General features: G+C 64.6%; 10 protein-coding genes and 2 pseudogenes. 6 read left to right on the top strand and 6 right to left on the bottom strand.

Features of this window, described 5'->3' with window-relative positions; genetic code table 11:
• Nucleotides 1-123 precede the first annotated feature (123 nt).
• The 3 genes and pseudogenes from E1161_RS27890 to E1161_RS04250 form a co-directional block, all read right to left on the bottom strand.
• Nucleotides 124-1,211: pseudogene (locus tag E1161_RS27890) on the bottom strand (DNA/RNA helicase domain-containing protein).
• A gap of 965 nt (nt 1,212-2,176) precedes the next feature.
• Nucleotides 2,177-3,241 (bottom strand): beta family protein, encoded by a 1,065-nt coding sequence (locus E1161_RS04255; protein ID WP_165939681.1) that lies wholly within the window; start codon nt 3,239-3,241, stop codon nt 2,177-2,179.
• Nucleotides 3,242-4,061: 820 nt separating this feature from the next.
• Nucleotides 4,062-4,610 carry a hypothetical protein gene (locus E1161_RS04250; protein ID WP_132619788.1) on the bottom strand — a complete coding sequence of 183 codons (549 nt, stop codon included), beginning with the start codon at nt 4,608-4,610 and terminating at the stop codon, nt 4,062-4,064.
• A gap of 640 nt (nt 4,611-5,250) precedes the next feature.
• Between E1161_RS04250 and E1161_RS04245 the strand changes: the two genes are divergently transcribed.
• On the top strand, nt 5,251-6,078 hold the full coding sequence (locus E1161_RS04245) for a hypothetical protein (protein WP_132619786.1): 828 nt from the start codon (nt 5,251-5,253) through the stop codon (nt 6,076-6,078).
• Nucleotides 6,079-6,813: 735 nt separating this feature from the next.
• Here the strand turns inward: E1161_RS04245 and E1161_RS04240 are convergent.
• The 3 genes and pseudogenes from E1161_RS04240 to E1161_RS04230 all read right to left on the bottom strand — a co-directional run bounded on the left by E1161_RS04240 (nt 6,814) and on the right by E1161_RS04230 (nt 9,182).
• A pseudogene (locus tag E1161_RS04240) lies at nt 6,814-7,755 on the bottom strand (IS5 family transposase).
• A gap of 594 nt (nt 7,756-8,349) precedes the next feature.
• Nucleotides 8,350-8,571, bottom strand: coding sequence for a MerR family transcriptional regulator (locus tag E1161_RS04235; RefSeq protein ID WP_132619784.1), 222 nt, complete (start codon nt 8,569-8,571; stop codon nt 8,350-8,352).
• Nucleotides 8,571-9,182: a hypothetical protein gene (locus E1161_RS04230; protein WP_132619782.1), complete on the bottom strand. Its 612-nt coding sequence runs from the start codon at nt 9,180-9,182 to the stop codon at nt 8,571-8,573. The genes E1161_RS04235 and E1161_RS04230 overlap by 1 nt, the downstream gene beginning before the upstream one ends.
• A gap of 170 nt (nt 9,183-9,352) precedes the next feature.
• On the opposite strand from E1161_RS04230, the gene E1161_RS04225 reads away from it, so the two are divergent.
• The 5 genes from E1161_RS04225 to E1161_RS27020 all read left to right on the top strand — a co-directional run bounded on the left by E1161_RS04225 (nt 9,353) and on the right by E1161_RS27020 (nt 12,451).
• Nucleotides 9,353-9,667, top strand: a complete 315-nt coding sequence (locus tag E1161_RS04225) for a hypothetical protein (protein WP_132619780.1) — start codon at nt 9,353-9,355, stop codon at nt 9,665-9,667.
• A gap of 539 nt (nt 9,668-10,206) precedes the next feature.
• Complete coding sequence (locus E1161_RS04220) at nt 10,207-10,716, top strand: hypothetical protein (protein WP_132619778.1); 510 nt, start codon at nt 10,207-10,209, stop codon at nt 10,714-10,716.
• A gap of 392 nt (nt 10,717-11,108) precedes the next feature.
• Nucleotides 11,109-11,408, top strand: coding sequence for a hypothetical protein (locus tag E1161_RS04215; RefSeq protein ID WP_165939680.1), 300 nt, complete (start codon nt 11,109-11,111; stop codon nt 11,406-11,408).
• Nucleotides 11,409-11,449: 41 nt separating this feature from the next.
• Entirely contained in the window at nt 11,450-12,205 is a 756-nt protein-coding gene (locus E1161_RS04210; RefSeq protein ID WP_132619774.1) for a DUF4190 domain-containing protein, read from the top strand.
• An 87-nt stretch (nt 12,206-12,292) separates the two neighbouring features.
• Nucleotides 12,293-12,451, top strand: coding sequence for a hypothetical protein (locus tag E1161_RS27020; protein WP_165939679.1), 159 nt, complete (start codon nt 12,293-12,295; stop codon nt 12,449-12,451).
• The last annotated feature ends 254 nt before the right edge of the window (nt 12,452-12,705 follow it).

Here is a 12,705-nt window from a genome sequence, read left to right as displayed (position 1 = left end):
GAGCTCACCCGCGTACCGCGGTAGCCGTGCACTCGTGCCGGTGCCCCACCAGTCTGGCGCTCCTGCCGGTGGTCGTCAGGAGGGCGCTGGGTTGAGCAATGCCCGTGGCGTCGGGTCGGTGCGTCAGCGCGCGAAGTGCCGAAGGAACTCGTTCGTCTCCGGGTCGATGGAATGCACGCCGACGCCTTGCAAGCCCCTGGTCATCAGCACTTTGTAGGTGTTTCGGACCAGTCGATCGAAGAATCCGGGGGAGGTGTTCTTCAACGACCGATCCTTTGTCTTGTCCTGCTGCGCGCACCAGCCGACCTTCTCCCTGAAGACGAGGTCTTCGCCGAAGATGACGCCAGCCCAGTCGTACTCGAAGCCCTGCGCGGTGTAGACGCAGCCGACCTGACCGAATCCACGTGGGTCCGACGCCCACAAAGAGGCGGGCGGTGCGTCGGTGACAGACGCGTCAGGCGGCGTGTTCCACGGTCGGTGCCAACCGGGGATGTCGATGTCAGCAGCTAGCACCAGCTTCCCCTCGTGCTGCTTCGGCTGGCTCCAGTCCCAACAGAATCCGGCCGAGATTCGCGCAGTTCCCCCGGACATCGAGGACCTCTGGAGCAGCCATCGCTCCAAGGACTGCGCGTTCTTCGTTGCGTGAACCACGTACTCGTCGCGCGTGCTCGCGACCAGGTCGGACCAGCCGATCGGCTCCTCGTCGATCAGTCCGAGCAAACGGGCGACCCACTCGTCGAACAGCTTTGAACCACCGCACCGGAACTGACCTTCGAGGTCAACTACGTGGACTGCGTACCCGCGTTCTTCGGCAGCGGCCTTGATGTTGTCGGGCGTTCCTCGTTCGTTGGGCGCACGACCTGGTGCTCGTCGAGCAAGAAGACCGGAACTTTCGCCGCGTCGATCAGGGAGTTGATCTGCCGACGTTCGTACACCGGCAGCGTTCGCCCGTCCGGTGAGCCTCCACGGATGCGGTGGGCTTCGTCGCACACCACGACATCGAGGTCGTCCTTGCGTCCGGTCACGGTGTTGAAGTAGCCGAACATGTCGCTCGTGCGCGGATCGCCTCGGGCGACGCGGTCCCTGAGCGTTTCGGTAAATGCTTTGGATCCTGTTGCGTGGAGGACGCGTTTGCCGTGTCGAGCCAACTTCGTGAGCAGTGTCGTAGCGAGAGCGCTCTTTCCCGAACCGGGGCCTCCTCGGACGATCACCACCGTCTTGTCATCCGGGGTCCAGCTGGTGCCTGCCTGTTCGGCTTGAGCGACGGCGTTCAGGACGAGGTTGAACGCGACCTGCTGTTCGTCGAGGAGTACGAAGTCGTCGCGGCGTTCGAAGGAGTCGGCGGCTGTTCTCAGCAACGTCCTCGCCGGCGCCTTCTCGGCCCTCAGCAGCTCGTCGGCCGCTTGCGCGCATGTGGTGCGAGATTCGGAGTTCGTGTCCAGCAGCGCCTGCAGGTGATCCGTCAGGTCTTCTCGCTCGTCTGCGGCGTAGAGATGAACCAAACCGTGCGACTGGTAGTTGTAGAGCCCGTCGACATCGGAGTGGCTGGCGTTGTGCAGAAACGCGATCGCGCTGACAGGCTCCGCCCGTCGCGCGAGCGAGGGGGTGAAGTCGAGCAGCTGCTGGCAATACCGGCGTACCTGCGCAACAGGAGGAAGCTGGAGCTTCTTCACGCCCGACGCCCTTACCAGCCCGTCGCCCACGGCGTCGGCCCGGCTCCATTGCTTCAACTCGACCAGGACGTATGACGGTTCGCCCGATTCTGGGTGGCAGCCGCACAGAAGTGCGTCCACCCTCTTCGGGCTGTAGGGCAACCGGTGCTCGAGCAACACCTCGACGTGGCTGAGCCCAGCGTCGCGAAGCACTTCGAGTAGCACCGGGAGGCTGTTGCGCCACGCCCCCACTTCGCCGCGGTTCGAACTGAGGTCGTACCTGCCACCGACGGCGGTGGCGATCTCCTCGATTAGCAGTCCCTGCTCGGCTTTGGTGAGCAGCTCGGCTGCGCTCCCACGAACGTGCCGCAAACGATCCCCCAGCAATGTCACTCCAGCGAGTCGGTCGCGAAGTGGATCTTAACGCTGGGTCGTCGAGATGTGGTGCGATTTGATGGTTACGCACGCGTCGCTGGCTGGGTCCGACATCGAGACACAGGTGCAGAAGACGCCTCGAGAGCCGTTCACCGGGGCATCGCCTCGCTTGTGGTGGCGAGATACGCGAGGTGATGTGAGGTCCCCAGTGCAACCGGGCGGCTCGTGGCGCCCCACGCCGAGGTGTCGCTGTTGAATGCGGCTGCTATCTCCGCGTCTCCCCAGGAGAATTCCGGGCCGAAGAAACGGTCGGAATGGACGAGCTCACGGCAGATCGAGCGAAGCGTGGAAGCGCGCACCGACTCTGTGGCGTCTTCCGGGGCTTGTCCCGTCGGTTCCCGGGAGTACATCCAGCTGTTGCTGCACGAGTACTTGAGACTGACGTGCTTGCTTCGATATCCCTTGCCCGGAATCGGGTGGACCACCCCGTAGTCGCCGAGTTGGACGTCGACGGCGGTCTCATCGCGCAGCAGCCGCCACAGTTCCTCCTCGACGCGAGGTTCCTCCCACGTGGAGGTCCGGTTGAGCAAGCGCGGGATGGAGCCGGCGAGCAGCGTGGTGGAGCGGAACGGTCCAGCTTCGGTAACGATCCGCAGAGCATTGCCAGCAAGTTCCTGGAGTCGGGGAGAGATCTCTGGAACGTACTGGAGATCGACGATCAGATCGAGGTCGGTGTTGTCAAGCCCCGTTCGTTCGAGCAGCTCAGACAGACGCGCCCTGGTGAGCTCGGCCAACCTTATGCGGATGGCGCCACCGAGTTCCATCTCCTGGCAGAGATTCCTGCACGCGGACAGCACGTCGTCCTCGACATCAGATCGAATCACGGGTTCGAACGGGACCGGGTACGCATCGAGGAGATCTACAGGGCCGTCCAGCCGGTCCGCCAGCGTGCGTAAGGCGCCAGCCGGTCCGCTGCCGAAGCTCGGCATGCGCGCGACTTCGGTTGCATCGATCATCAGGTGGCGCCCGGACGCGTGGAGGCTCCGCGCGACTTGATCGACCTTGTCGAGCTGGCTGTGCGGTGAGGAACTCGGTACCAGCTCCAGCAGCGGTTGCACCCGCTGGATCTGCGACGTTCGGTTCCACCTGCGAAGCGCGGTGAGTTCGCCTTGTTTCGCGTGGAGCGCCACCAGCGCGCTGAAGTCTTGGGCCACGATCACAGCTCCATTCCGCAGCTGCGCCAGGTTCAACCAGACAGAAGGTTAGATCGTCTAGTCACAGACGACCATCCGCCAGAGGCCTGAATTAATGAACTGGACCGTGCATCGTGCGCGGATCACCGTCGTCGCTGAGCTGAGGGCCCAGACGTTCTTGGCGGTGGCGCGACGAGACCAAAGACGCACTCGGGAGGTGCGTATCCGTGAGGGACTCGCACCCCCACGGATAAAGAAGCAGGTCAGGGCGCCGAGATGTTGAATACTTCACAAAAGCTACACCAAAAACCCCAGGTTAAAGACTTGACCTGGGGTTGATGCTGTGTCCGAGACGGACTTGCGCACTATTCACCCGCCTTCTGCTTCCAGAAACAGGGGGAAGCAGCGGGCTTTTTGCCGTCCCAGGTGTCCCTTCGGGAGTCCATCCGGGACACCGTGATGGGACAGGCCGCGTTGCTCTGTGAACTGCGAAAACGTGGAGTGGTCCGGGTCGGGGACGGGCGTTGCGGGATGTCCCGACGTGTGCCTGAACCGGTTTTTGACGCCTCTAACGAGTGTTAGCCGGTGGGGCTTAGGGCAGGGCCGTCACCAGTGACCGAGGATCTTGGCGGCGTCTGTCCCGCCACCAAACTCTCCAGATGCGATGGGTCTGACCGCCACCGGCGAGCTGGGGTGCCGGTGGGGCATCCGGCCTGCGGGACCCGGCCCGTACCGCGGGAGCGGCAGGGGAGTTAGCTGGGTCGCGCTCCCCGCGGCCTTGCCTGGCCGACAGGGAGAGCGAGGTCGAAGACCTTGCCGGGGTCGATCCCCAGGGCCTTGTTTACCGGTAGAGCAGCAGGTTGTCGTGCAGACGTGCGTGGCGGAACTGGTGGACCGCACCTGCTTGTCTGAGCAGTTCCCGTTCCTGGGCATCGGTGAGGTAGTGCATAAGTCGCGCGGGTAGGCGCCCGCGGAAAGCGAGCCATGACCTCGCGACGACGAAATGCCACCAAGCCGAATCGAGGACAAAAACGGTTCCGAACAGAATTCCGATAGCTGCGGGGATGATCCCAGCAGGAAGGGCGGTCGACGCGTCGGCCGTCATGAGCTCGAAGACCAGGACAGGCGACAGAGGCAGGAACGCCGCCATGGCGAAGGACGGGAGCATCAGTAGGTTCGCCGTCCGGTCGCTGCGCAGTGTCCGGCTCGGGCTGGAGGTTCCGACAGGGTCGATATGCACGTGCAGGTTCTGGGAAACAATTCCCCAGAACGTCCTCAGAATTCCGAAGATCTGCGGCCCCCAGAACAAGGCACCCAGTCCGAAGATGGCGAAGGCTCCAGGCAGCAGCACTAAGGCGAGAACGAGGAAGAAGAAGCTGAACAGGATCAAGCGCAGCCCCGTACTTGATCACCTCGAACGGCTTGGCCGACGACGCCAGCATAGTTTGAATTGGCGGCTTGGGTTTTCGCGCCCGGTACGCGGCCCGAATCGCGATCGCGAGGCTCAGCAGCGAGAAGATGACGGCGTACTGGGTGTAGATGTCCGTGGGGCTTGGAACGTGGACGGCCAGGAGAATCCAGGGGCAGGCGAGGAACAGGGCGCTCGTGAGCCAGGCGGCCAGGGCGTACACGGTCCTCGGTGTCGTGTGTTTGAAGTCCCACCACGCGATGTCGCGGGTGCCCAGTCGATACGTGTGTTGTGCGAGGAACACCGCCCATTTCGTCGCCTTGTGCAGCTCGTAGCGGGCGCCTGGTTGCCGTCGCCTCCCCGGCGCCGGAGGTGCGGGAGAGTTCTGGTAGACCGCCTGTATGAGGGCGTTGAGCAGGTAGTTCTCGATCGCCTCGCGATTCGGGAAGCGGGAGCGGTCGAGCAGTTCCGCGGGAGCCACATGCGAGCGGGTGTAGACGGTGCGCGCCAGGGAGATGATCAGCGGACTCGTCAACGCCTGTGCCACCGGAGTTGCGGCCCGGTCAGCGAGCTGTTCGAAGACCGGAGCCCACTGGCTGGTGCGGTGGGGCGGTGTTGCTCGGTGCAAGTGGTCGATGACTGCTTGGCGCGGGACCGGTTGAGCCTGCACCACCGCAGCGGTGCGCAGGACGTCGCCGCACTGCACGGCTTGGGCGTAGTTGTCCGTGCGGCACGTCAGGACCAACGGGTCGTCGATGGTCAGCGACTGGTTCAATTCCATGAGTGCGGAGCCCTGCCACCGCAGCGGAGCCTCGTCGAGGTTGTCGAGGACGGGCATGACGCGGCGCTCGGTGACGAGTTGTTCGGCCACGGCCCCTCCGTACCGGCGGATCCCGGGATATTCCGCCTGGAGACGGCGGGCGAGCCATGCCAGCAAGTGTTCCTGATGCGGGTCCCAGGATGCTATCGACATCGGAACCGGCACCGGTTCGTCGGCGCGCAAGTCGTTCAGCAAGCCGAGAACCAGCAGCAGTGTCAGCGCGGTCTTGCCGGAACCACCTTCGCCCAGGACGACGAGACGACGACGGGACAAGGTGCGGAAGGACGCGGCCAAGCGGTTCGGAGAGCCGTGGTTGCCGGAGAAACCGCCGGCGATGTCGTCCCCGTGGTCCGCCAGCGACCAGTGTGCGGCCGCCCAGGGAACGCGCAGCGGATGGTGGTCGAGAAGCCCACGACGCAGTGCTTCGTCCCGCCATTGCGAGTGGACCGCAGCGGCGAGCTCCAGCTGGACCGCCCGGAGCGGCGTCTGCTGATGGTGGTGGAAATGCACACCACCGTGGAGATGGCCGGCTTGGACCACGGTGGTGGCATTCGCGGTCAGAGAGTTCCGTACTTCGCCGCCATCTCGCCTGGGCATCGTCCATCCGAGCCGTGTCGTTCCTGGAACTGAGCAAGATCTACAGTAAAGGATCAAGTCCGTTGGTGGGTTGTTTTTCGGTCGTTTCCTCCGTCGGCGCCCGCGTTGACGGCGTGACGGACGTGCGAGTGATGGCCAGGACGGAACTCAACGCGTGTGATGGTGTTGTCGCCGTGCACCAGCCACAACCGCAGACAGGTGCTAGCTAGAACCCTCCCGCTGTGGTGCCCCGGCTGACCCGAAGCTCAGGACGAACCGGAGTCCTCTGTCGAATCGCCCATGAGCACCTGCATGGCGCGGACGACATCGGCACGTTGCGCTTCGGCCTGTTCGGGCGAGCCAGGCGCTCACGTTCTGGCGCGCATAATGTGGATCAGCAGGCGACCAGTATCCGGTGCGGCGCGTGTCGGCGAGCGTGAACTGAGCTATCGGCTCTCTGATCTGCGCAGATGTCCCGGACTCGCTTGTCCGGCGCGCCACCAGCGACCCCACGCCGTTTCGGGGACACCTCGGGACACCGGGCTGCACGTGTCCCCGGGGATGAAACCTAGAATCATCGAACCTGTCCTCCTCAGTTCGCGGCCCCGGTGGAGCGCGTGGAGATGGCCGCAGCGATTTCGGCTGGCGAGTCGCGTTTGTGATGAGTGGGATTTCGCAAGGTGACAGATCGCCCGGGCTGCGGAACGCGGGGGTGTGGAGGTACGCGGCTGGAGGGTGGCCGTGTTGACGTCCAAACGGGTGACGGCTTCGGAGTTGACCTCGAAGGCTCTAGGGTGCGTCTCCTAATTTCGGGAAGCGGTGCGGCCGATCATGATCGTGCTGGCGAGCAGGACTCCGCCGAGGAAGGTCAGGGCGTATTTGTCGTAGCGGGTGGCCACGCCGCGCCACTGTTTTGCACGGTTGAAGCTGCGCTCGATGGTGTTGCGCTGCTTGTAGGTTTCCGTGTCGAACGCCGGTGGTCGGCCGCCGGTTGAGCCTTGGGCCTTGCGGGCGGCGGTCTGGTCACGCCGTTCGGGGATCGTGTGCTTGACCCGACGTCGACGCAGTTCCCGGCGGGTCGATGGGTGGGAATACGCCTTGTCGGCCAGCAGCCGGACCTGCGAGGGACGGACCTCTGTGTCATCGGAGGCGAGGTAGCCATCCAGCAGCGGCAACAACTGCGGGTTGTCTCCGGCCTGTCCGGGAGTCAGTCGCACCGCGAGCAGGTCGCAGGTCACGTCGGCCAACGCGTGAATCTTGGTGGAAAGCCCGCCGCGGGAGCGCCCCAACGCGTGATCGTCCGGTTCCTCGGCCGGATTCATGTCATTCCAGGGTGCCCCCTGTGTGGCCGGTGGCCCGAGCAACGGCCTGACCCGGGACCGTGGGCGCGCCCGCAGAGTGCTGATGCGCACGCACGACCGAGGAATCGACCGACAGCAACCGGGCGAGATCGTCACCGGCGTTGATGCCGTAGTGGGAACGCACGACATCGAACATCCGCTGATAGGTGCCATCGAGGCAGAACCGGTGATGGCGTTTCCAGACCGTCTGCCACGGCCCGAACTCTTCGGGCAGGTCCCGCCACGGCGCACCCGTGCGGAATCGCCAGGCAATCCCTTCCAAGACCAGACGATGATCGGCCAGCGGCCTGCCCCGCAAACCCTCTCGAGAGGGCATCAGCGGCGCGACCAACTTCCATAACTTATCCGAAATCACATCAGGACGAACCACCAGCCGATCATCACCTACGACCAGACCGCGATATTGGAGACACGCTCTAGCCGGGCGTGCGGCTTCGCCGGTCGCGGCCAGGCGGCGGTGGCCGGGCCACGGCGAAGACCTGACCTCCGTGTCGGCGCACCCGGGTTCGGCCTTCTTTGCCGGTCGCCGGGTCAACGCCGCTCTGCTTGCCCCCGCTTCCCGCGCGGTAAACAGCCACCGACGCGCACGTACGGCGGTGCTGGCGTGACGAGTGGCGAGAATGCGCGCACCTGCGCGCGGATGTCAAGAATTCCGCTTGAGTGCTGGGTCGACCGCTACCACGTCGTTTTGTCCACCGACGCCGGAAAGGTCCACGATTATGAACTCGACGCCGTGGACGCCCCGATGGCCGGGTTCATCGTCGCCACCCGCTACGTCGACCACGACCACATCACCACCCCCGCCGCATCGGCGCCGGCAAGGACCAGCACGCTCCATCATGATGGGGATCGCTGCGTGATCAGTTTCGAGGACAGCGTTCGCGCGCCCGCCCCGTTCACACGCTTGCCCACAGCTCGGAGTTCGAGCACTGGTCGCCACCCCGCCCGCAGCGGGCTACTCGCTTTACTTCGATTTCGGCAGGTCGGTGCGCGCGCCTTGCCCTTTACGCCCGGTATGCCACTTGCGGACTTCCTCGGCGCGGTAGAGGTTCTGCCCGTCCCGGCCGGGCTCGCGCAGCACCGGCCCGGGGGCGCCGAGGCGCTTTTGGTAGTAGCGATAGGTATTGGGACTCACGCCGCAGTGCTTGGCAGCCTGAGCCGTGGTCCACAGCTCCCTACTGCTCATCACGGGGCCGTCCCTTCTTGCTCGTCGTCGCGCTCGTGCTGGGCTTCGGCCAGCTGCGCGTCGATCTCGGTGATGCGCTCGATCAGCAGGGCCCGCTCCGCGTGCAGTGCGGCGATATCGCGTGCCTGATCGAGCACGGCGATTCCGTCTTTGGTCAGGTCGGGGTGGGCGGCCGGGACATCGCGGACTTCCAGGATGGTGCCGCGTGCGGCCTCTAATCGGGGCAGGCGGTGAGTGCCGCCGGAGGCCGGAAATCCGCCGGTGGCAACGGTGATGTCGGGCCCGTAGCGCACCGGGGCGTCGCGGCTGGGGCGGCGCAGCACGCGGCGTCCGGTGATATACAGCTCGCCGGGATCATCGGCGTGTTTGCGGTAGGCGTCCAGGTCGACGGTGATGGTCACCAGCTGCCCCGGGGTGCCGTCGGTGCCATAGATCTCCCGGCACAGCGCTGCGACCTCATCGGCATGCCCGATGTCGAAGGTCCAGCTCTTGGTGGCGCCGTCGAACTCGCCGCCAAGTTTGCGGGCGGCGGCGAAGCCACGGTGATGCGGAGCGCGCACCCACAGGTGACGCTCGTCGTGATCAAGCTGGACGGCCGTGTCACTGACCATGAATGACCTCCGGCCTGTGACCTCGTCTCATGGATCGTCGGCTGCTCACCCCGAGTAGTGAGCAGCTACGTCTCCCCGCCGAACTTTACCTCACTGCGATGTATGGTGGTCGGGTCTAAAGTCCTGCCTTGTCACCTGACCGAAGATGATCTCGTTAACTCTTCCGTTGCTTGTCGATTAACAACCGAAACCCGGATTACCGACCTCTACGTGATCGGAAAGGGCGTGGCTGGCTGTGGCTGGAGGCCAACGCGAGACCCAGAAAAAAGACCACCCGCAGCAGCAGTAAGCCCAAGCCCTCGGTGCAGGCTGCGGTGGAAACCGTGCGGCCTTCCACGGCACGCGAGTGGCTCAAGCACACCCGCAACCGCAACTGGCGGCCCGATCGCATCGTGCGAAACGCCCACGACATGCGCGCGGGCCAGTGGTCCATGACCGGCGAGCCGATCAAGTTCGCCCACACCGGACGCCTGTTGGATGGCTAGCAGTGCCTCGTGGCCGTGGTCGAGCAGGAACCCCCCACCGCTGGTGATCAGCATGGGGAGCGTTGTTGATGTCACCTGTGACTATTCCGATGTGGAGTGGATGACCCGGAAGGCCGAACCGGGGGAGTTGTCGGATCAGCAGGCTTGTGGCCCGAGTAGCGGCCCACATCGTGACGGGTCCACAGGGTGGAGGCCGAGGGCTGATCATCGGCGTGGTGAGTCGTCACGACTGATCTTTTCGTCCCTCCTGCTGTGCTGATCATGATGATTCGCACGGGTTGGGCCTTACGGAGTCAGCGGTCATCGCGGCCGAACAGAACCCTTAGCTGCGGGGTGTATACCGCTGCATCGCGTCGTATAAGCCTTCGCCTAGACGGCACTGCGGTGGATCAATTCGCACTGCACAACGAGGACTTTTGCCTCGTTTACCATACCGCAAGGCGCTTTACGGTTATGGTTGTGAATTCCGGAAAGGGCGTGGTCACACCGTGTTTTTCCGGCCAAGGACATCATTATTCGCCTCGGGGGAGAGCCACACCATGAGCACACACACGCGCATCGTGACCGGCCTGCTGGCGGGAGCGCTGCTCAGTCTCGGCTCCGCTGCGGGCTGCGGAAGTGGTCCTGGCTGGTTCGACACCAGCGGGTCCGAGTCCCAGGCCCCAGAGTATCCGCAGGTGCAGCTGCCGGAGCAGACGGCCACCGAGACCGAGCCCCACTCGCAGACGCCGGAATCGGCTACCGAATTGCCCGAGACCAGCTACGGGGATGGCGAGCAGACGTCGCCGCCGAAGACGCCGTCGGACTGCTTCGCGACGTATCAGACCGAGCAGTCGCACGTGCAGCTGTGCGAGGCCTCCGGCGAGGTCTACTACTACGGCAGCAGTGCCGTCGGGTCGATCACGGTGCCCGCCTACCTCACGGCGGCCGGGACGTATCGCACCGAGATCAATGACGGCTACGTCTACACAATCAACTCCGACGAGCTGGTGATCACCCGCTACGGCGAGCCGGTCTCCGAGCAGCCGGTGACCTCGTCCACGGAGTAAGAGCAGTCGGGACTTTAGACCGTGTTTTCGTACAGCATCGCGCCGCATAGTCGAGGTGGGTCTGACGTGGGCGGAAGACCAGAGAGTTAGTACCGCCCACACCCGCTCATCAGGGGGAAACCATGAGCACCCAGCAGCCACCCGAAGCGCCGCCACCGCCCGCGCAAGAACCCCCGTCGCCGGAAGGTAACGGTCCCGGCCCCGATCAGCATCGTCGTCGCCGTCGCCTGCTGATCACCGCCACCGCCCTGGGCGGGGCCTTCGTGCTCATCCTGATTGCCTTCGCCCTGGGAGTGGCCAGCTCACGCGACGACAGCTCGTCGAGCTCCAGCTCCTCGTCGTCATCGTCGGAAGGAACGTCAACGCGCAGTGCCGAAGGCTGCTTCGTGATGGTGACCAGCTCTGTCGACCGGGCGCTGGAGGCCTACTACGGGCCCGTGGAGACCTCCTACACCACGGGCAACAGCTACTACCCGGGGTATTACCCCTACGCCTACGACCGCAGCCCCCAGGAACGCACGTCGCTGGTCTCGGTATACGGCCAAGGCTCGGCCGAAGTGCGGGCCTTTGATGCCGGTATCGCCGAAGTCAACTACTGGCACACCTCCGGCGGCGCCTACACCTACAACACCATGATCAACAACTACGCCAACGAGGTCTCCTCGATCTGCAGCGCCTACTACGGCGACTAACGACGACGCACCCCTTGGCTTCGAAAGCGAGGACTTTGGCTATGTCTACGCAACCTCCCTCTTCTTCCTCCTCCGGCGAGACCTCAGGTGTGAGGTCGGCACCGAAAAACGGGATCGGCCTGACCGCCATGATCCTGGGCATCATTGGCTTCATGCTCTCGCTGATCCCTCTGATCGGCGTGGTGGCCTGGCCGCTGGTGATCCTGGGATTGATCTTCGGGCTGATCGGCATTGTGCGTGCCTACCGCAAGATCGCTACCAACATGGGCATGGCGATCGCGGGCACGGCGCTCTCGGCGCTCGGCTTGGTGGTGTGCATCGTCTACGCCGCCTCGTTCAGCAGCCACATGGCCAACGCCCCGTCTCCGCCCGCCTCGGTGCCCGGCGTGACCCAGGGCGGCGACGAAGCCGGAGTCGATGTGGGCTTCGGCCAGCCCTACATGTTCTCCGGCGGCGAGACGATTACTATTTCGCCACCGGAGGAGTTCTCCTCGGGCAATCCCTACATGGATGCCCCGTCCGGCAAAGAGCTGGTGCAGACGACGGTCACGGTGCACAACGGCACGGATCGGGCATTTAACCCCGCTTCGATCGCGCTGACCGCGCAGCACGGCGGCCGGGTTGCCTCGCAGTCCTACCTCAACAGCGACGCGCTGCCCGATGCCGAGGTGCCCCCTGGTGGCGACATTTCCTTCAGCACCGTGTGGGAGATCGGCTCGCAGCCCGGTGAATTGAGGATCTCGGCCAAGCCCAACGTATTTGCCCAGACCACGGCCTACTGGGTCGGCCAGGTCTAAGAATGTCTTTCACCTACGGCGTAACCGTCGAGCAGGCCGATTACGCGCTCGCGCACCTGGGCGCTGCAGAGTAGGGACTCTCGCCCCATGACTATGCGGCGCAAAGCCGTAGGTACCGACCCGGACAAGCCGCCGCTGCCGGTGTCTCCGCCACCGCAGCTCCAGGCCTCCGACGACAACGCGCTGCCCACTCCGCCGACGGTTTCGCCCGGTCACCCGGACTACGACGTCCAGCTGCGCGAGTAGAATGCGCAGGTTCAGCAGTAAATGTGCGATCTCGGCAACGCCTACACCGTGCCGGACAACGTCCGCAACTGCTGATCAGCCCTCTGCATTGCGTGCCCGCTTCAGCACCGCCGATTTGTACGACGCCGTTTAAGCACTCGACGGGCAGCCTTCGACATCGTCTATACCGGCTTCGGCGCGCTGTGCCGGCTTCCGGAATATCGCCAGCTGGGCACGGACGGCCGCCGCACTAGTCGCGGAAGGGGCTTCCTCTA

It is taken from the genome of Saccharopolyspora aridisoli, assembly GCF_004348445.1.
In the GTDB taxonomy this organism is placed as follows: domain Bacteria; phylum Actinomycetota; class Actinomycetes; order Mycobacteriales; family Pseudonocardiaceae; genus Saccharopolyspora; species Saccharopolyspora aridisoli.
This window is presented reverse-complemented; position numbering and strand designations above follow the sequence as displayed.

Excerpts from the sequence above, each read along its gene's own strand:
- E1161_RS04235 (WP_132619784.1), bottom strand. The coding sequence starts at position 8,571 with ATGAGCAGTAGGGAGCTGTGGACCACGGCTCAGGCTGCCAAGCACTGC.
- E1161_RS04230 (WP_132619782.1), bottom strand. The coding sequence starts at position 9,182 with ATGGTCAGTGACACGGCCGTCCAGCTTGATCACGACGAGCGTCACCTG.
- E1161_RS04220 (WP_132619778.1), top strand. The coding sequence starts at position 10,207 with ATGAGCACACACACGCGCATCGTGACCGGCCTGCTGGCGGGAGCGCTG.
- E1161_RS04210 (WP_132619774.1), top strand. The coding sequence starts at position 11,450 with ATGTCTACGCAACCTCCCTCTTCTTCCTCCTCCGGCGAGACCTCAGGT.
- E1161_RS27020 (WP_165939679.1), top strand. The coding sequence starts at position 12,293 with ATGACTATGCGGCGCAAAGCCGTAGGTACCGACCCGGACAAGCCGCCG.